Source organism: Saccharothrix espanaensis DSM 44229, assembly GCF_000328705.1.
GTDB classification, from domain to species: domain Bacteria; phylum Actinomycetota; class Actinomycetes; order Mycobacteriales; family Pseudonocardiaceae; genus Actinosynnema; species Actinosynnema espanaense.
Genome location: NC_019673.1, coordinates 8,126,353 through 8,143,731, shown reverse-complemented (window position 1 = coordinate 8,143,731; position 17,379 = coordinate 8,126,353). Strand labels below are relative to the sequence as shown.

The window sequence follows — 17,379 nt, the reverse complement described above, 5'->3', positions numbered from 1 at the left end:
GCCGTTAAGTTAGGGCGGGTGAGCGGAGCTTGATGGTCGGTGTTCCGTCATGCCTGATGCTGCGGTGTTCAGGTCGTTTGACGCGGTAGGAGTTGTGGCGTCCGCGTTTGACAACGCGAGCGCAGGTACGGTTGCGACGTCTTCGTGTGGGTCTCCAGAGGATTTCCTCGAAGGTGTCGACAAGTGCTCGCCAGCGGTGGTCAGGGGGAAAAATCCGCCTGAGCGGTGACCTGGCGGCGGACGACGCGGAGAGTGCGGATGAAGGACAGTTCGTCGGGGTCGACATCGGCCTCGTCGGCAGCCCGGCTCATCAGACTGCGGATGGCGTAATGAGTGAGCAGGAATGCCCAGATCTCCTGACGGACCATGTCCGGCGATTTCGACCGCAGTATCCGGGCGTTACCGCGTTGATGCGTCTTGATCTCGTTGAAAACGGACTCGATCTCCCACCGCTGGTGATAGCACCAGGCCAGTTCGGCGGCAGTGGCTTCCGATGGTTCCGGAATAGTGGTGGCCAAGCAGATCACTTCGCCGGTACCGTTGCCCTCCCGGTCGGGTACTTCGTATTCCACAACCCGGACCCGGAATCCCTGCTCGGGGCTGACGGTCTTCCCGGCGGCGGCGTCGGCGATCACCTGTCGGCGTCGTCCGGCGCGGACCTGAGGGTTCAGCAGGATCGAGTCGAAGGAGCCGTCGGAAAGCCATTTCAGCACGGGCAGCTCGACCCCGGAGCCGATCCTCCAGAGCAGGTCGGCGCCAGTGTCGAGGAAATCCTCCCAGAGCGAGTAGCTGTAGAAGTTCCGATCGGCGGTGACCAGCATCCCGGCCTCGACCGAGCCGAGCAACGATCGGGACAAGGCTTTCTCGTCACCGCGGTAGCCACTGATCACGGCATCGACGATCGCATGCGACCCGCATTCGGCCAACGCCACCACCAACGCCTGGGGGAACCCACTTGCTTTGTGGTCGTTTCCGCTCTTGCCGAACTCCGCGACATTCTCCGGCGTGTCCTGGAGATCGAGCATGACACCGTCCACGGCCATGACCCGCCGCGACCTCAGCCATGCCCCATGGGCACCCGGCCCGGCGACCGGCACCGCGACCCGCTCGAACAACACGCGCAACGGCTCGGACCCGAGACGCTGCCGTGCCTGCGCCACCGCCGAGGTCGACGGAACATGCCATCACCGCGCCACGACCCATCGACTTCAACGAGCCGACGAGTTTCCGCATGACCTCCTCGTAGTCGTCGTCGAAGAACAGGCACATCGCTTGACAGAACCGCACCATCACATGCGCCGGAAGCAGACGCGTCCGCTGCTCGCGTTTCCCGGTCTCGTCCAGGACCTCCTCGATCAAGTCCCGCGAAACCACCTCGGCCAGAACACCGAGCGAAACCCGGTCGACAAGCCGGACATCTTCGCCGACCGCAACCGACGCTTTCTTCTGCCCAGCACGCGCCATGGCTGAATTCTACCGTAAGGACACTAACTTAGCGGCATTGCCGTATGACACCGTCGTGGTTGTCTCCGACCGGGCCATACGGGGATGACACGACGCCCACCGCACCACCGCCGTCATCCTTGGCGGCTCGCCCGTCCGGCGAGGACTCTTTACGCTTTTGCTTCACGCGCCCCGCTTCGTCACGTCAGGACTCATGCAAAGCCCAGCCGCAGTAAAACCGCTGGTCAGCGCCATGTAAGCGCAATGGGCGCCGGCCTCCGGCCCCCAACACAATCATCCCACCAACCACCGACATTCCCCACGCCCTAGCCTGCCGTCGCCTGTTCGGCCGTCGCCCGTCGCCCGCGACTTGTCGCAAGCAATCGGCAGCGCGGTTACTGACAGCCACGGCCGGCGGCGAACTGCTCGTCCGACGACTCGGCTGTCCGGCGCCTCTCCGACACGTACTGGGCCACGAGCAGGACCACCACCGGTATGCCCACGGCCACCACTCCCACGACCGGTAGGCGGACGCCGTCGACGGCTATGCCCACTCCGAACAGTCCGGTCGGGTAGCCCCAGCGCAGCCAGACCTGTTGCCAGGCCGCGCGCCAGGCGACCATCCCGCTTCCCGCCGCTCCCACCGCGACCGACGCCCCGAACAGGGGGCTCGACAGGGCGATGTCGCGGGGCGCGCCGACCAGCAGGCCCGCCAGGCCGGTGAGACCCAGCACGGCACTGCCGAACAGGAACGGCACCGCCAGCCACGTGCTCACCCGCAGCGGGCGTCCGGATGCGCACAACACCCGCCCAGTCTCGCGCCCGCTGACCTGCCTGCGATGCTCTGGGTAGTCGAACGGTTACCTCATGCGCCAAATGGTCGACCACGAACGCTCAACGGTCGTGACCCGTGCCACCGGACGCCCCCGCCGACGCCTCCGGCAACCGGTCCCACCAGGCACGGGAACATCCCATGACCCCTGGGCGTTGTCACCAGCGTCTACCGCATCTGGCAGACTGTCAGGTCGAGTCCGGCTCCGGTTCACCTCACCCGTGGTTCCCGCAACCACCGAGGACCCGGCGGCCACCGAAGAGAGGGACAAGACGTTGAAGACCGGCATTCACCCCCAGTACGTGACGACCGAGGTCACCTGCGGTTGTGGGAACACCTTCACCACCCGCAGCACCAAGTCCTCCGGTTCCATCCACGTCGAGGTCTGCTCGAACTGCCACCCGTTCTACACCGGCAAGCAGAAGATCCTCGACACCGGTGGCCGGGTGGCGCGCTTCGAGGCGCGCTACGGCAAGCGCAAGGGCAAGTAGTCGCACCGACGGCGTCCACCCAGACCCCTGGGTGGACGCCGTTGCTGTTTCCTGGGCACCCTCCCCACCACCGCACCCCAGCACCCCGCCACCACCGCACCACCCCAGCACCACCCCGGAGCACCACCCGAGACCGGAGCGCCGAACCGTGACCCTGGAAGCCCTGCTGGCCGAGCACGCCGAGCTGGAAGCCAAGCTCGCCGACCCCTCGGTCCACGCCGACCAGGCAGGCGCGCGCAAACTCGGCAAGCGTTACGCCGAGCTGACCCCGATCGTCCGCACCGCCCGTGAGCTGGAGCAGGCCCGCAACGACCTGGAGGCCGCCCGGGAGCTGGCCGCCGAGGACTCCGGGTTCGCCGCCGAGGTGGACGAGCTCACCCTGCGCATCCCGAAGGTCGAGGAGAAGCTCACCGAGCTCCTCCTCCCGCGCGACCCGCACGACGGCTCCGACGTGGTCCTGGAGATCAAGTCCGGCGAAGGCGGCGAGGAGTCCGCCCTGTTCGCCGGCGACCTGCTGCGGATGTACCTGCGCTACGCCGAGCGCCACGGCTGGAAGGCCGAGGTCCTCGACGGCACCGACTCCGACCTCGGCGGGTTCAAGGACGTCACGGTCGCCATCAAGGCCAAGACCGACACCCCGGACGGCGTGTGGTCGCGGCTCAAGTACGAGGGCGGCGTGCACCGGGTGCAGCGCGTCCCGGTGACCGAGAGCCAGGGCCGCATCCACACCAGCGCCGCCGGCGTCCTGGTCTTCCCGGAGACCGAGGACGTCGAGATCGAGATCGACGAGAACGACCTGCGCGTGGACGTGTTCCGCTCGTCCGGCAAGGGTGGCCAGAGCGTCAACACCACCGACTCGGCCGTGCGCATCACGCACCTGCCGACCGGCATCGTCGTGTCCTGCCAGAACGAGCGCAGCCAGCTGCAGAACAAGGCCCGCGCGATGCAGGTCCTCCAGTCCCGGCTCCAGGTCCTGGCCGAGGAGAAGGCGCAGCAGGAGGCGTCCGACGCCCGCCGCACCCAGATCCGCACGGTCGACCGGTCCGAGCGGGTGCGCACCTACAACTTCCCGGAATCGCGCATCTCCGACCACCGCGTGGGGTACAAAGCGCATAACCTGGACCAGGTCCTGGACGGCGACCTCGACGCGGTGCTCGACGCGCTCGCGGCGGCCGACCGGGCCGAACGGCTCGCCGGCGGGTGACGGGAGGGCGCGATGGCGGAGATCCTGGTGAGTCCCCGGCGCGCCCCTCTGGACCGACCGCTCGACATCAGGATCACCGACCTGCCGCCGGACACCGAGGTCACCGTCCGCGTCTCCACCGGTGACCACGGGTCCGAGGCGGTCTTCCGCTCCGACGAGCGCGGCGTGGTCGACCTGACCAGGCACACCCCGCTCCAGGGCGGCTACCGGGCCGTCGACCCGATGGGCCTGTTCTGGTCGATGAGCCCCACCGGCGCCGCCCCGCACCCCACGCGCGTCGAAGCGGACCCCGCGCCTCCCGTCGAGATCGAACGCCTGCGCGTCCCCGATGACGTCACGCGCACCGAACTGCCCGACCTCTCCGCCGTCCTCTTCGAAGCGCGAACGCCCCCGGTCACGCCCCCGGTCACGCCCCAGGTCACGCCCCAGGTCACGCCTCCGGCCACGCCCGCGAAACGCCCTGCGGTCATCGTCCTGGGCGGGTCGGAAGGCGGCAGGCACGAGCTGGACGCCGCCCTGCTCGCCGGTCACGGCTTCACCACGCTCGCCCTGGCCTACTTCGGCGCGGAGAACGTCCCGGACGACCTCGTCCACGTCCCCGTGGAGCACGTCGGCAAGGCCATCGCCTTCCTCGCCGGGCGGACGGACAAGATCGGGATCCTCGGCGGCTCGCGCGGGGGTGAGCTGGCGCTGCTCGCCGCCGCCACCCACCCCGAGGTCGGCGCGGTCGTCAGCGTCGTCGGGTCGGGGGTGCTGACCCAGTGCATCGGCCCCGGCACCCGGCTGCTCCAGAAGCTCGACCACGAGGCGGCCTCGTGGACGTGGCAGGGCCGGCCGCTGCCGTACCTGCCCTACTACCTCCCCGAGGAGCTGCGCCGCCAGGTCGTGGCGGGCGAGCCGGTGGCTCTCCGGGCCGCGTTCGACCTGTCCGACGGCATCCCGGAGGCCGCCGAGATCCCGGTCGAGCGGATCGCCGGCGGTGTGTTGCTCCTCTCATCCGGGCGCGACGGGAGCTGGCCCAGCGCCGAGCTGAGCGAGGTCGCCGAACGCCGGCTGGCGCTGCACCGCCACCCCTTCCGGCACGAGCACGTGGTGTACCCGGAGGCAGGACACCTGATCGCCGGTCCGCCGCACCGCCCGGCAACGCTGTCCGTGCTGCCCGGTCCGGGCGTGCGGTTCGACCTGGGCGGCACCCCGAGCGCCACCGCCGCCGCGCGGGCCGACGCGTGGCGGCGCACCATCGAGTTCTTGTCCGACCAACTGGGCACCTAATGTGTCGGTATGAGCGCACACTTTGACGTCGTGGTCCTCGGTGCGGGGCCAGGCGGGTACGTCGCCGCTATCCGCGCGGCCCAGCTCGGGCTGAAGACGGCGGTCGTCGAGGAGCGTTACTGGGGCGGGGTCTGCCTGAACGTGGGCTGCATCCCGTCGAAGGCGCTGCTGCGCAACGCCGAGCTCGCCCACCTGTTCACGCACGAGCAGAAGACCTACGGCATCCAGGTCGACGGCACGGTCAAGTTCGACTACACCGCCGCCTTCGACCGCAGCCGCAAGGTCGCGGACGGCCGCGTCAAGGGCGTGCACTTCCTGATGAAGAAGAACGGCATCACCGAGTACAACGGCCGGGGCACGTTCGTCGACGCCAACACCATCCAGGTGGGTGACGAGACGATCACGTTCGCCAACGTGATCATCGCGGCCGGCGCGACGACCCGGTTGCTGCCCAACACCTCCCTGTCCGAGCGGGTCGTCACCTACGAGGAGCAGATCCTCTCCTCCGACCTGCCGGAGAGCATCGTCATCGCCGGTGCGGGCGCGATCGGCGTCGAGTTCGCCTACGTGCTGCACAACTACGGCGTCAAGGTCACGATCGTGGAGTTCCTCGACCGGGTGGTGCCGCTGGAGGACGTGGAGGTGTCCGCGGAGCTGGCCAAGCGCTACAAGCGGCTGGGCATCGACGTCCGCACCGGCACCCGCGTGGAGTCCATCGACGACAGCGGCGCGAAGGTCCGCGTCACCGTCTCCAAGAACGGTGAGCAGGAAGTCCTCGAAACCGACAAGGTGATGCAGGCCATCGGTTTCCAGCCCCGCACGCAGGGCTACGGCCTGGAGAACACCGGCGTCGAGCTGACCGAGCGCGGCGCGATCGCCGTGGACGGCCGTGGTCGCACGAACGTGCCGAACGTCTACGCGATCGGGGACGTCACCGCCAAGCTGATGCTGGCGCACGCCGCCGAGTCCATGGGTGTCATCGCCGCCGAGACCATCGCCGGCGCGGAGACCCAGGAGCTGGACTTCGTGATGATCCCGCGCGCGACCTACTGCCAGCCGCAGATCGCGAGCTTCGGCTACACCGAGGCGCAGGCCCGGGAGAAGGGCTACGACGTCAAGGTCGCCAAGTTCCCGTTCACCGCGAACGGCAAGGCGCACGGCATCGGCGACTCCGCCGGGTTCGTGAAGCTGATCAGCGACGCCAAGTACGGCGAGCTGCTCGGCGGTCACCTGATCGGGCCGGACGTGACCGAGCTCCTGCCCGAGCTGACCCTGGCGCAGCAGTGGGACCTCACCGTGCACGAGGTGGCGCGCAACGTGCACGCCCACCCGACGCTCGGCGAGGCCGTCAAGGAAGCCGTGCACGGCCTGGCCGGGCACATGATCAACTTCTAGCCTCTACGCTCTGCCCATGACCCGACACCCGCTGCGGCTGGCCGTGCTCGAAGCCGAACGCTTGTTGGCCGCGGCGGGCGTCGACAGCCCGAGGGCGGACGCGGAGCTGCTCGCCGCCCACGTGCTGGGCGTCGAGCGATCACGCCTGCCGCTGATCCCGCTGGTCGACCCGCCGGTGGTGGACGCGCTGCACCACCTGGTGCGCGAGCGCGTCACGCGCATCCCGTTGCAGCACATCACCGGCTGGGCGCACCTGGGCGGCCTGGACCTCGACGTCGGCCCCGGCGTGTTCGTCCCGCGCCCGGAAACCGAGCTGCTGCTGGAGTGGGCGCTGTCCACAGTGTCCGGATCGCCGCTGGTGGTCGACCTGTGCACCGGGTCGGGAGCGCTGGCGCTGGCCGTGGCGCACCGCCTGCCGGGCGCGACCGTGCACGCCGTGGAACGCGACCCGGTGGCCCTCGCCTGGGCCCGGCGCAACTCCGACCTCCGCGTCGAAGCCGGCGACACGCCGATCCGGCTGCACTCCGGCGACGTCACCGCGCCCGGCGTGCTGTCCGATTTGGAGGGTGCGGTCGACCTGGTGGTGTGCAACCCGCCTTACGTGCCCGAGGGCACCGAGGTGCAGCCGGAGGTCGCCGACCACGACCCGCACGACGCCGTCTTCTCCGGCGCGGACGGTCTGGACGTCATCCGGCACGTCGTCAGCCTCGCCGCCCGCCTGCTCAAGCCCGGCGGCCACGTGGCGATCGAGCACGACGACACGCACGGCGAGTCCGTGCCCGCCCTGCTCGCCGCCCGCCGCGTGCTGACCGACGTCCAAGACCACCCAGACCTGGCCGGCCGCCCCCGCTTCGCCACCGCCCGCCGCACCTGACCCCGCCGCCTCACTGCGCCTCCTCGCCTCCCGCGGCCCGCGCGTCACCGCCCCGCCTCACCGCCCCGCCTCACCGCCCCGCCTCACCGCCCCGCCTCACCGCCCCGCCTCACCGCCCCGCCTCACCGCCCCGCCTCACCGCCCCGCCTCACCGCCCCGCCTCACCGCGCCGCTGCCCGCGCTCGGTGGCCCCGCCTCACCGCGCCGCTGCCCGCGCTCGGTGGCCCCGCCGCGCTCCGCGACGCCGGACGTCCGCGCTTCGGCCCACTCACGGCGTGCCGATCCCGGCACTGCGATCCAGCCGTGGCTATCACCCGTTCGGCGGACCAGATCCGAGATCGCGGACAGTGGCTGTGACCTCCACGGCTTCCCGACACCCGGTTGTGTCAGGATCACTGCGTGAGCACGCTCTACGACTGCGCCGTCCCCGCCGACCGGACCTCCGGTCTCGCCGCCGCCGCCGGCGCGGTGCGGTCCGGGCGCCTGGTGGTTCTGCCCACCGACACCGTCTACGGGATCGGCTGCGACGCGTTCGACGCGAAGGCCGTCCGCTACCTGCTCGAAGCCAAGGGCCGCGGCCCGGACATGCCGGTCCCGGTGCTGGTCGGCTCGTGGACCACGATCGACGGCCTGGTGCTGTCGGTGCCCCGGCAGGCCCGCGCGCTGATCGAGGCGTTCTGGCCCGGCGGCCTGTCCCTGGTCCTGCAGCACGCGCCCTCGCTGGCCTGGGACCTCGGGCACACCCGGGGCACGGTGATGCTGCGGATGCCGCTGCACCCGGTCGCCCTGGAACTGCTGCGCGACGTCGGCCCGATGGCCGTGTCCAGCGCCAACAAGTCCGGGTTCCCGCCCGCCGGCACCGCGCAGGAGGCGTGGGACCAGCTCGGCGAGGACGTCGGCGTCTACCTCGACGGCGGGCCGTGCACGGACAACGTGGCGTCCACCATCGTCGACCTCACCGGGCCCGACCCGCTGGTGCTGCGCGAGGGCGCGGTGCCGCTGGCCGACGTGCGCGAGGTGCTCGGGATCGAAGTCGAGGTCGCCGGCTAGTGGATCTTCCCGGTCGGAGTAGCGTGGCACCCGCAGTGTCCGAAACCCCATCCCCGAGGGGCTAGCACCAGTGGGCCCGTTGCCCGACACCTCTTCCGTCCTCCCGGTCCGGGAGTACCTGCTCGTCGCGCTGACCGCCGCCGTGGTCACGTTCCTGCTGGTCGGCCTGGTCCGGGCGCTCGCGTTCCGGATCGGTGCCGTCGCCTACCCGCGCCAGCGGGACGTGCACGTCAAGCCCATGCCGCGGATGGGCGGCCTCGCCATGTACGGCGGCGTCCTGGGCGGCATGATGCTCGCCCACCAGCTGCCCGTGCTGCGCGCCGCCTTCGACTTCTCCTACGACCCGTGGGCGGTGATCGCCGGCGGCGGCGTCATCGTCCTGGTCGGCGTGCTGGACGACCGGTTCGAACTGGACTCCCTGACGAAACTGGCCGGCCAGGTCACCTCGGCGGGCATCCTGGTCCTGTTCGGCCTCCAGTGGCTGGTGTTCTGGGTGCCGTGGGGTGACAACGAAGGCCAGGGCTCGCTGCTGGTGCTCGACCAGAACCAGGGCGCGCTGCTGACCGTGCTGCTCGCCGTGACGATGGTCAACGCGATGAACTTCGTGGACGGCCTGGACGGCCTGGCCGCCGGCATCGGCCTGATCGCCGCCGTGGCCACCTGCGCGTTCTGCATCGGCGTGCTGGCCAAGAACGGCGGGGACGTCGGCTCCTACCCGCCCGCGCTGATCGCCGCCACGCTGGCCGGCGCGTGCCTGGGCTTCCTGCCGCACAACTTCAACCCGGCCCGGATCTTCATGGGCGACTCCGGCTCGATGCTGATCGGGCTGATGCTCGCGGCCGCCGTCACCTCGGCCTCCGGCAAGCTCAACTACGGCTCCCTCCAGTCGATCGAGACCGTTGACCTGCTCGGCCTGCTGTCCCCGCTGCTGGTGGTCGCGGCCGTGCTGTTCGTGCCGATGCTCGACCTGCTGATGGCGGTCGTCCGGCGCACCCGGCGCGGCGAGAGCCCGTTCTCCGCGGACAAGATGCACCTGCACCACCGCCTGCTGGAGATCGGCCACTCCCAGCGCCGCGCGGTGCTGCTGATCTACCTGTGGGCGGGCGTGCTGGCGTTCGGCACGGTGTCGCTGACCCTGTTCGACGCGACCGTCGTCATGTGGTGCCTGGCCGCCGGCCTGCTGCTCGCGCTGCTGGTCTCCGCCGTGCCGCGGCTGCGTGAGCTGCGCCGGACCTGATCACCCGCGTCTCGCGTTGGGCGTGCCGTGTGCGGGGCGACAGGGCGTGGTTGTGTCGAGGGTGAACTCGCGTTGTGCAGGGCGTGACTGCAAAGAGTAGTGAGAATCACTCAAGAATTGACTCCGGCCGGGTGCCGCGCGTACCGCCGACCGCCCCCGCGCGGCACGGCCGGTCGTCGGAACACGGGCTGTGCCGTCGGCGGCCGGGTTGTCACGCTCGGTGACCTGAACGGCGGCGATCCCGCCGCCGGGTGGCGGTCCCGGTCCGGGCGTAGCAAGGCTTTCCCCACCCCGACCGCGAGGCGTGACCTGAGCGCCGCTTACACTCGGTTGCGACTTGTGGGAAGGGGTGACATGAGCCAGGAGTGGACTCACGAGAAGGTCGTCCAGCGGCTCGCGGGCGAGATGTTCCGCGGCCTGATCTGGGCAGCCCTCGCGACCGCCGCCATCGGTGCGGTGATCTGGACCGTGCTGGCCGGCGTGCCCGGCCTCGTCGCGGCGCTCATCGGCGGCGCGCTCGCCATCGCGTGCTCGTTGATCACGCTCTGGCTGATGCACCGCACCGCCGCGCTGCCCGTGCAGTTCATCATGATCGCCGCGTTCGGCGGCTTCCTCGGGAAGCTGATCCTGCTGGTGGTGGTCATGGTGCTGCTGCAGAAGTTCCCGGTGCTGCACGTGAACGCCCTCGCGCTGACCATGGCCGCGACCATCGTCGTGGCGACCTTCATGGAGGTCCGCGCTTCCAAGCGCAGTCGCAGTCAGGTGATCATCCCCACCCCCGACGGCACCTGATCTACCGGCTGGTACGGTGCGCGCAGACGGGACGCCCCAGCTAGGTAGGGGTGCCTCTCGCGGGCGCGTGCGGTACGTAAGGTACGTTTGTCCCGATCGTGACGATTCCCCCGGCGGAGTGAACGCCGGCCGGGAGAACCGGAAGGAACACAGTGACCTCGTTGGTGCTGGCCTCGGGCGGCGAGTTCGTCGCGCCCGGTGTGAAGGACTTCTTCCCCCCGGCGATCTTCGGGTCGGTCGACAAGCCCATGGTCCTGCTGGTGCTGTCGGTCATCATCATCGGGACGTTCTTCATCGTCGCGACCCGCAACCTGAAGCTCGTTCCGGGCAAGTTCCAGTTCGCCGCCGAGTCGGTCTACGACATCGGCCGCAACTCCATCGCCCGTGAGCAGATCGGCGGCAAGGACTTCAAGCCGTTCGTCCCGCTGATCCTCACGGTGTTCACCTTCATCCTGGTGAACAACCTGTACGGGCTCATCCCGTTCATCCAGTTCCCGACGATGTCGCACATCGGCTTCCCGCTGGCCGTCTCGGTGCTGGTGATCTACCCGGTCTACCACTACGTCGGGTTCAAGCGCCACGGTTTCGTCGGTTACCTGAAGCACGCCACCATGCCGCCCGGTGCGCCGTGGTTCGTGCTCATCCTGCTGATCCCGATCGAGTTCTTCCAGAAGTTCCTGCTGAACCCGCTCACGCTCGCCATCCGAGTTTTCGCGGCGATGTTCGCAGGGCACCTGCTGCTGCTGGTCTTCACCCTCGCCGGTGAGTTCCTGCTGCTCAACGGTGGCTTCACGGTCGTGGTCGCCCCGATCGCCTTCCTCTTCGCCATCGCGCTGACGTTCCTGGAAGCGCTGATCATGGTCCTCCAGGCCTACATCTTCGCCCTGTTGTCCGCGAACTACATCGGCGCGGCGCTGGCGGAAGAGCACTGAGAAAACAAGCCTCCGATCCGCGAGCGTTCGCGGACCGAAGTGAAAGGGAACAGCACAAGTGAGCGCTATCGTTCTTGCTCAGGATGCCGTCAAGACCGTCAACAACGCGGGTCTCGCCGCGATCGGCTACGGCCTCGCGGCCATCGGCCCCGGCATCGGCGTCGGTCTGATCTTCTCCTCGGTCATCAACGGCACCGCCCGTCAGCCCGAGGCCCGCGGTGTGCTGCTGAGCCTCGCGTGGACGACCTTCGCCATCGTCGAGGTCCTCGCGCTGCTCGGCTTCGTCGTGTACTTCCTCGCGAGCAACGCCTGATCGTCCGTCCAGCGCATTAGGAGTCGTGATGAAGACCCTCATCCTGGCGGCGGAGGGCGAGGCCATCAACCCCGTCCTCCCCCACACGACTGAGATCATCGTCGGCCTGATCGCGTTCCTGCTGCTCTTCTTCGTCATCAAGAAGTTCGTCACCCCGCGCTTCGAGACGTTGTACGCAGAACGTGCCGCCAAGATCGAGGGCGGGATCGAGAAGGCCGAGCAGGCGCAGGCGGAAGCCCAGCAGAAGCTCGAGGAGTACAAGGCACAGCTCGCCGACGCGCGGGCCGAAGCCGCTCGCATCCGTGACGACGCCCGCATCGAGGGCGAGCAGATCATCAGCGAGCTGCGTGCCAAGGCGCAGGAGGAGTCCGCGCGGATCGTCGCGCAGGGCCAGACCCAGCTGGAGACCCAGCGCGCGCAGATCGTCGCGGAACTGCGCGGCGAGCTCGGCAAGCTCGCGATCGACCTGGCCGACCGGGTCGTCGGCGAGTCGCTGGAGGACGAGGTGCGCCGTCGGGGCACCGTCGACCGGTTCCTCTCCGAGCTGGACAACACGTCGGCTCCGGCCGCCAAGTGAGGGAACGCCGATGACGCTGCACGCCGCCAGTCGCGACGCGCTGGCCGCCGCCGAACTGCGGCTGCTGGAGATTGTCGACGGCGCCGAGGACAGCGCCGCCCTGGGCAAGCTGGGTGCGGAGCTGTTCGCGGTCGTCGGCCTGCTGTCCAAGCAGCGCTCACTGCGCCAGGCGCTGGCCGAGTCGTCGACCGAGCCCGCGAGCCGGGAGCAGCTCCTGCGGGGCCTGCTCGGCGGCCAGGTCTCCGGCGACACGGTCCAGGTGCTGGCCACGGTCGTCACCGCCCGCTGGTCCAGCCCGCGTGAGCTGGTCGACGGCGTCGAGTCACTGGCCCGCACCACGCTGCTGGTGCGGGCCGAGCGGGACGGCAAGCTCGACGCGGTCGAGGACGAGCTGTTCCGACTCGGTCGCATCATCGCCGGGAACTACGAGCTGGAGCTGGCGCTGACCGACCCGGCGGCCGAGGCCGACGGCAAGGTCGCGCTGATCGACGGCCTCGTCGCGGGCAAGGTGGACGAGACGACCAAGGTCCTGGTCGACCAGCTCGTGCGCGAACCGCGCGGCCAGGGCGTCGTGAACGGCCTGTCCGACCTGGCGTCGCTCGCGGCGAAGCGCCGGGAGCGCTCGGTGGCCTACATCCGCTCCGCGGTCGAGCTCGACGCGGCGCAGTTGGACCGCCTGGAGGCGACGTTGACCCGGATCTACTCCCGGCCGGTCGCGCTGCACGTGGAGGTCGACCCCACGCTGCGCGGCGGTCTGCTGATCAAGATCGGCGACGAGGTCATCGACGGAAGCGTTGCCGGTCGGCTGGCGGCACTGCGCCGCGACCTCGCCGGCTGACCACCCCGGAACCGCGGCCCACCAGCCCCTTTCCTCATAAACGAAGTGAGAGCAGGAACGACATGGCGGAGCTGACGATCTCGTCGGACGAGATCCGCAGTGCGATCGAGAAGTACGTCTCGACCTACTCCCCGGAAGTCAGCCGGGAAGAGGTCGGCGTCGTCGCGGAGACCTACGACGGCATCGCCATCGTCGAGGGTCTGCCCGGCACCATGACCAACGAGCTGCTGGAGTTCCCCGGCGGCGTGCTCGGCGTGGCCCTGAACCTGGAAGTGCGCGAGATCGGCGCGGTCATCCTGGGTGACTTCGACAAGATCGAAGAGGGCCAGGAGGTCAAGCGGACCGGCCAGGTGCTCTCCGTGCCGGTCGGCGACGGCTTCCTGGGCCGCGTGGTGAACCCGCTCGGCCAGCCGATCGACGGCCTGGGCGACGTCGTGGCCGACGACAACCGCGCCCTGGAGCTGCAGGCGGCGTCGGTCCTTCAGCGCCAGCCGGTGAGCGAGCCGATGCAGACCGGCATCAAGGCCATCGACTCGATGACCCCGATCGGTCGCGGCCAGCGCCAGCTGATCATCGGCGACCGCAAGACCGGCAAGACCGCGGTCTGCATCGACACGATCATCAACCAGAAGAAGGCCTGGGAGTCGGGCGACCCGCAGCAGCAGGTCCGCTGCGTGTACGTCGCCATCGGTCAGAAGGGCTCCACCATCGCGGGCGTCAAGACCGCGCTGGAGGAGGCGGGCGCGCTGGAGTACACCACCATCGTGGCCGCCCCGGCGTCCGACTCGGCCGGCTTCAAGTGGCTCGCCCCCTACACCGGCTCGGCCATCGGCCAGCACTGGATGTACCAGGGCAAGCACGTCCTGATCATCTTCGACGACCTGACCAAGCAGGCCGAGGCGTACCGCGCCATCTCGCTGCTGCTGCGCCGCCCGCCGGGCCGCGAGGCCTACCCCGGCGACGTCTTCTACTTGCACTCGCGCCTGCTGGAGCGCTGCGCGAAGCTGTCGGACGAGATGGGCGCGGGCTCGATGACCGGCCTGCCGATCATCGAGACCAAGGCCAACGACGTGTCGGCCTACATCCCGACCAACGTCATCTCGATCACCGACGGCCAGTGCTTCCTGGAGTCGGACCTGTTCAACGCCGGTGTGCGGCCGGCCGTCAACGTGGGCATCTCGGTGTCCCGCGTCGGTGGTGCCGCGCAGACCAAGGCGATGAAGACGGTCGCCGGCTCGCTGCGCCTGGACCTGTCCCAGTTCCGCGAGCTGGAGGCGTTCTCCGCCTTCGCCTCGGACCTGGACGCCGCCTCGCGGGCCCAGCTCGACCGGGGTGCGCGGCTCGTCGAGCTGCTCAAGCAGGCGCAGTACTCGCCGGTCCCGATGGAGGAGCAGGTCGTCTCCATCTACCTGGGCACCAACGGGCACTACGACTCCGTCCCGGTCGCCGACGTGCGCCGGTTCGAGGCTGACTTCCTCGACCACGTGCGCCGCAGCCACGACGTGATCCTGTCGAGCATCCGCGAGTCCAAGAAGTTGTCGGAAGACACCGAAAAGGGCATCGTGGACGCTGTCAACGCGTTCAAGCAGCAGTTCACCGCTTCCAACGGCGCCACGGTCGTGAACGAGGCCCCGGCGGACGCGATGGACGCCGACAAGGTCGGACACGAGTCGGTCAAGGTCAACCGACCCGCTCCGACCGAGAAGTGACGTAGGCATGGCGGCACAGATTCGCGAGCTGCGCCAACGGATCCGAACGGTCAACTCGACCAAGAAGATCACCAAGGCGTACGAGCTCATCGCCACGTCGCGGCTCGCCAAGGCCCAGGCCCGGGTCGCGGCGTCCAAGCCGTACGCCGAGGAGATCACCGGTGTGCTCTCCGCGCTGGCGAGCGCGTCGGCCAACCTCGACCACCCGCTGCTGACCGAGCGCAAGGCCCCCAAGCGGGCCGGCGTCCTGGTCGTCACCAGCGACAAGGGCATGTGCGGCGGCTACAACGCCAACGTGCTCAAGGCGGCCGAGGAACTGCTGGCGCTGCTCCGCTCGGAGGGCAAGGAGCCGGTGCTCTACGTCATCGGCCGCAAGGGCGCGAGCTACTACCGGTTCCGCCGCCGGGAGATCTCCGGCGAGTGGAGCGGCTTCTCGCAGCTCCCGCACTACGTCAACGCCGCGGAAGCGGGTGACACGCTGGTCCCGGCCTTCCTCGAGGGCACTGAGGACGGCAACCAGGGTGTCGACGAACTGCACGTGGTCTACACCGAGTTCAAGTCGATGCTGAGCCAGCAGCCGACCGCGAAGCGCATCGCCCCGATGGAGATCGAGTACGAGGAGGACCGGCCGAAGCTCCAGTCGGTCTACTCCTTCGAGCCGAACGCCGAGACGTTGCTGGGCGCGCTGCTGCCCAAGTACGTCAAGACGCGGCTGTTCTCGGCTCTGCTGGACGCGGCGGCTTCGGAGTCGGCGGCTCGGCGGACCGCGATGAAGGCGGCGACGGACAACGCCACCGAGCTGGTCCGCAACCTCAGCCGTCAGGCGAACTCGGCCCGCCAGGCCCAGATCACCCAGGAGATCAGCGAGATCGTCGGTGGCGCCTCCGCGCTGACCGGGGGCGCAGGAAGTGATGAGTGACATGAGTGCTACTGCCACCACCACCCGCACCGGCCGTGTGGTCCGGGTGATCGGTGCCGTCGTCGACGTGGAGTTCCCGCGTGACTCGGTGCCCGAGCTGTTCAACGCCTTGCACGTCGAGATCACCTTCGAAGCGGTGGCCAAGACGCTGACCCTGGAGGTCGCCCAGCACCTGGGCGACAACCTGGTCCGCACCATCTCGATGCAGCCGACCGACGGCCTGGTCCGCGGCGCGACCGTGTCCGACACGGGCCACGCCATCCAGGTGCCGGTGGGCGACGTCGTCAAGGGCCACGTGTTCAACGCGCTGGGCGAGTGCCTGGACGTCCCCGGCCTCGGCCGCGACGGTGAGCAGTGGGGCATCCACCGCAAGGCCCCCGCGTTCGACCAGCTCGAGGGCAAGACCGAGATCCTGGAAACGGGCATCAAGGTCATCGACCTGCTGACCCCGTACGTCAAGGGCGGCAAGATCGGCCTGTTCGGCGGCGCGGGCGTGGGCAAGACGGTGCTCATCCAGGAGATGATCACCCGGATCGCCCGCGAGTTCTCCGGCACGTCGGTGTTCGCCGGCGTCGGCGAGCGCACCCGTGAGGGCACCGACCTCCTGCTGGAGATGGAGGAGATGGGCGTTCTCGGCGACACCGCGCTCGTCTTCGGCCAGATGGACGAGCCGCCCGGCACGCGCATGCGCGTCGCGCTGTCCGCGCTGACGATGGCGGAGTACTTCCGCGACGTCCAGAACCAGGACGTGCTGCTGTTCATCGACAACATCTTCCGGTTCACCCAGGCCGGTTCCGAGGTGTCGACCCTGCTGGGCCGCATGCCGTCGGCCGTGGGCTACCAGCCGACGCTGGCCGACGAGATGGGCGAGCTCCAGGAGCGCATCACGTCGACCCGAGGCAGGTCGATCACGTCGCTGCAGGCCATCTACGTGCCCGCGGACGACTACACCGACCCCGCCCCGGCGACCACCTTCGCCCACCTGGACGCGACGACGGAGCTCTCCCGTCCGATCTCGCAGAAGGGCATCTACCCGGCGGTGGACCCGCTGTCCTCGTCGTCCCGGATCCTGGAGCCCTCCATCGTGGGCGAGGAGCACTACCGGGTCGCGCAGGAGGTCAAGCGGATCCTGCAGAAGTACAAGGAACTGCAGGACATCATCGCCATCCTGGGCATGGACGAGCTCTCCGAGGAGGACAAGGTCCTCGTCGGCCGGGCCCGCCGGCTGGAGCGCTTCCTGGGCCAGAACTTCATCGTCGCCGAGAAGTTCACCGGCCAGAAGGGCTCGTTCGTCCCGATCAAGGACACGATCGAGGCGTTCGACCGGGTCTGCAAGGGCGAGTTCGACCACCTCCCGGAGCAGGCGTTCTTCTCCTGCGGCGGGCTCGACGACGTCGAGGCCAACGCCAAGAAGCTGGCCGGCAAGTAAGTTCCGGCTGATCCGCGAGACCCGCTCGACCTATGTGGTCGGGCGGGTTTTTCGTTTGTGGGCGCTGGCTGT

The 17,379-nt window shown here is 69.3% G+C and carries 16 protein-coding genes and 1 pseudogene; 15 read left to right on the top strand and 2 right to left on the bottom strand.

The genetic code is table 11. From position 1 onward, the window contains the following. Positions 1-200 precede the first annotated feature (200 nt). Positions 201-1,464 (bottom strand): annotated as a pseudogene (locus BN6_RS35595) (IS4 family transposase). A gap of 374 nt (positions 1,465-1,838) precedes the next feature. Continuing rightward, a complete protein-coding gene (locus BN6_RS35590; protein WP_015104707.1) occupies positions 1,839-2,249 on the bottom strand; it encodes a hypothetical protein in 411 nt (136 codons plus the stop codon). A 301-nt stretch (positions 2,250-2,550) separates the two neighbouring features. On the opposite strand from BN6_RS35590, the gene rpmE reads away from it, so the two are divergent. The 15 genes from rpmE (at position 2,551) to atpD (ending at position 17,307) form a co-directional block, all read left to right on the top strand. Continuing rightward, positions 2,551-2,766, top strand: a complete 216-nt coding sequence (rpmE, locus tag BN6_RS35585) for a 50S ribosomal protein L31 (RefSeq protein ID WP_041319159.1) — start codon at positions 2,551-2,553, stop codon at positions 2,764-2,766. Between the two features lie 148 nt (positions 2,767-2,914). Continuing rightward, a complete protein-coding gene (gene prfA / locus BN6_RS35580; RefSeq protein WP_041315263.1) occupies positions 2,915-3,970 on the top strand; it encodes a peptide chain release factor 1 in 1,056 nt (351 codons plus the stop codon). A gap of 12 nt (positions 3,971-3,982) precedes the next feature. Beyond that, positions 3,983-5,242, top strand: a complete 1,260-nt coding sequence (locus BN6_RS42715) for an acyl-CoA thioesterase/bile acid-CoA:amino acid N-acyltransferase family protein (RefSeq protein ID WP_015104704.1) — start codon at positions 3,983-3,985, stop codon at positions 5,240-5,242. 9 nt (positions 5,243-5,251) lie between these two features. After that, complete coding sequence (gene lpdA, locus BN6_RS35570) at positions 5,252-6,637, top strand: dihydrolipoyl dehydrogenase (protein WP_015104703.1); 1,386 nt, start codon at positions 5,252-5,254, stop codon at positions 6,635-6,637. Between the two features lie 16 nt (positions 6,638-6,653). Then, positions 6,654-7,511 carry a peptide chain release factor N(5)-glutamine methyltransferase gene (gene prmC, locus BN6_RS35565; RefSeq protein ID WP_015104702.1) on the top strand — a complete coding sequence of 286 codons (858 nt, stop codon included), beginning with the start codon at positions 6,654-6,656 and terminating at the stop codon, positions 7,509-7,511. Between the two features lie 399 nt (positions 7,512-7,910). Next, positions 7,911-8,561 carry an L-threonylcarbamoyladenylate synthase gene (locus BN6_RS35560; RefSeq protein ID WP_015104701.1) on the top strand — a complete coding sequence of 217 codons (651 nt, stop codon included), beginning with the start codon at positions 7,911-7,913 and terminating at the stop codon, positions 8,559-8,561. 70 nt (positions 8,562-8,631) lie between these two features. After that, entirely contained in the window at positions 8,632-9,798 is a 1,167-nt protein-coding gene (locus tag BN6_RS35555; protein WP_015104700.1) for a glycosyltransferase family 4 protein, read from the top strand. 354 nt (positions 9,799-10,152) lie between these two features. Continuing rightward, positions 10,153-10,590 carry a hypothetical protein gene (locus BN6_RS35550; protein WP_015104699.1) on the top strand — a complete coding sequence of 146 codons (438 nt, stop codon included), beginning with the start codon at positions 10,153-10,155 and terminating at the stop codon, positions 10,588-10,590. A gap of 152 nt (positions 10,591-10,742) precedes the next feature. Continuing rightward, a complete protein-coding gene (atpB, locus tag BN6_RS35545; protein ID WP_015104698.1) occupies positions 10,743-11,522 on the top strand; it encodes a F0F1 ATP synthase subunit A in 780 nt (259 codons plus the stop codon). A gap of 58 nt (positions 11,523-11,580) precedes the next feature. Beyond that, positions 11,581-11,835 carry an ATP synthase subunit c family protein gene (locus BN6_RS35540; RefSeq protein WP_015104697.1) on the top strand — a complete coding sequence of 85 codons (255 nt, stop codon included), beginning with the start codon at positions 11,581-11,583 and terminating at the stop codon, positions 11,833-11,835. A gap of 28 nt (positions 11,836-11,863) precedes the next feature. Continuing rightward, positions 11,864-12,412 (top strand): F0F1 ATP synthase subunit B, encoded by a 549-nt coding sequence (locus BN6_RS35535; protein WP_015104696.1) that lies wholly within the window; start codon positions 11,864-11,866, stop codon positions 12,410-12,412. 10 nt (positions 12,413-12,422) lie between these two features. Next, positions 12,423-13,250, top strand: coding sequence for a F0F1 ATP synthase subunit delta (locus tag BN6_RS35530; RefSeq protein ID WP_015104695.1), 828 nt, complete (start codon positions 12,423-12,425; stop codon positions 13,248-13,250). A 62-nt stretch (positions 13,251-13,312) separates the two neighbouring features. Continuing rightward, positions 13,313-14,959 carry a F0F1 ATP synthase subunit alpha gene (gene atpA, locus BN6_RS35525; protein ID WP_015104694.1) on the top strand — a complete coding sequence of 549 codons (1,647 nt, stop codon included), beginning with the start codon at positions 13,313-13,315 and terminating at the stop codon, positions 14,957-14,959. Positions 14,960-14,966: 7 nt separating this feature from the next. After that, entirely contained in the window at positions 14,967-15,878 is a 912-nt protein-coding gene (locus tag BN6_RS35520) for a F0F1 ATP synthase subunit gamma (protein WP_015104693.1), read from the top strand. Then, complete coding sequence (atpD, locus tag BN6_RS35515) at positions 15,871-17,307, top strand: F0F1 ATP synthase subunit beta (RefSeq protein WP_015104692.1); 1,437 nt, start codon at positions 15,871-15,873, stop codon at positions 17,305-17,307. The genes BN6_RS35520 and atpD overlap by 8 nt, the downstream gene beginning before the upstream one ends. The last annotated feature ends 72 nt before the right edge of the window (positions 17,308-17,379 follow it).

Bases quoted from the DNA above. Each gene is read 5' to 3' on its own strand.
- BN6_RS35550 (WP_015104699.1), top strand. From the start codon at position 10,153: ATGAGCCAGGAGTGGACTCACGAGAAGGTCGTCCAGCGGCTCGCGGGC.
- atpA (WP_015104694.1), top strand. From the start codon at position 13,313: ATGGCGGAGCTGACGATCTCGTCGGACGAGATCCGCAGTGCGATCGAG.
- BN6_RS35530 (WP_015104695.1), top strand. From the start codon at position 12,423: ATGACGCTGCACGCCGCCAGTCGCGACGCGCTGGCCGCCGCCGAACTG.
- atpD (WP_015104692.1), top strand. From the start codon at position 15,871: ATGAGTGACATGAGTGCTACTGCCACCACCACCCGCACCGGCCGTGTG.
- BN6_RS35520 (WP_015104693.1), top strand. From the start codon at position 14,967: ATGGCGGCACAGATTCGCGAGCTGCGCCAACGGATCCGAACGGTCAAC.
- BN6_RS35535 (WP_015104696.1), top strand. From the start codon at position 11,864: ATGAAGACCCTCATCCTGGCGGCGGAGGGCGAGGCCATCAACCCCGTC.
- prmC (WP_015104702.1), top strand. From the start codon at position 6,654: ATGACCCGACACCCGCTGCGGCTGGCCGTGCTCGAAGCCGAACGCTTG.
- lpdA (WP_015104703.1), top strand. From the start codon at position 5,252: ATGAGCGCACACTTTGACGTCGTGGTCCTCGGTGCGGGGCCAGGCGGG.
- BN6_RS42715 (WP_015104704.1), top strand. From the start codon at position 3,983: ATGGCGGAGATCCTGGTGAGTCCCCGGCGCGCCCCTCTGGACCGACCG.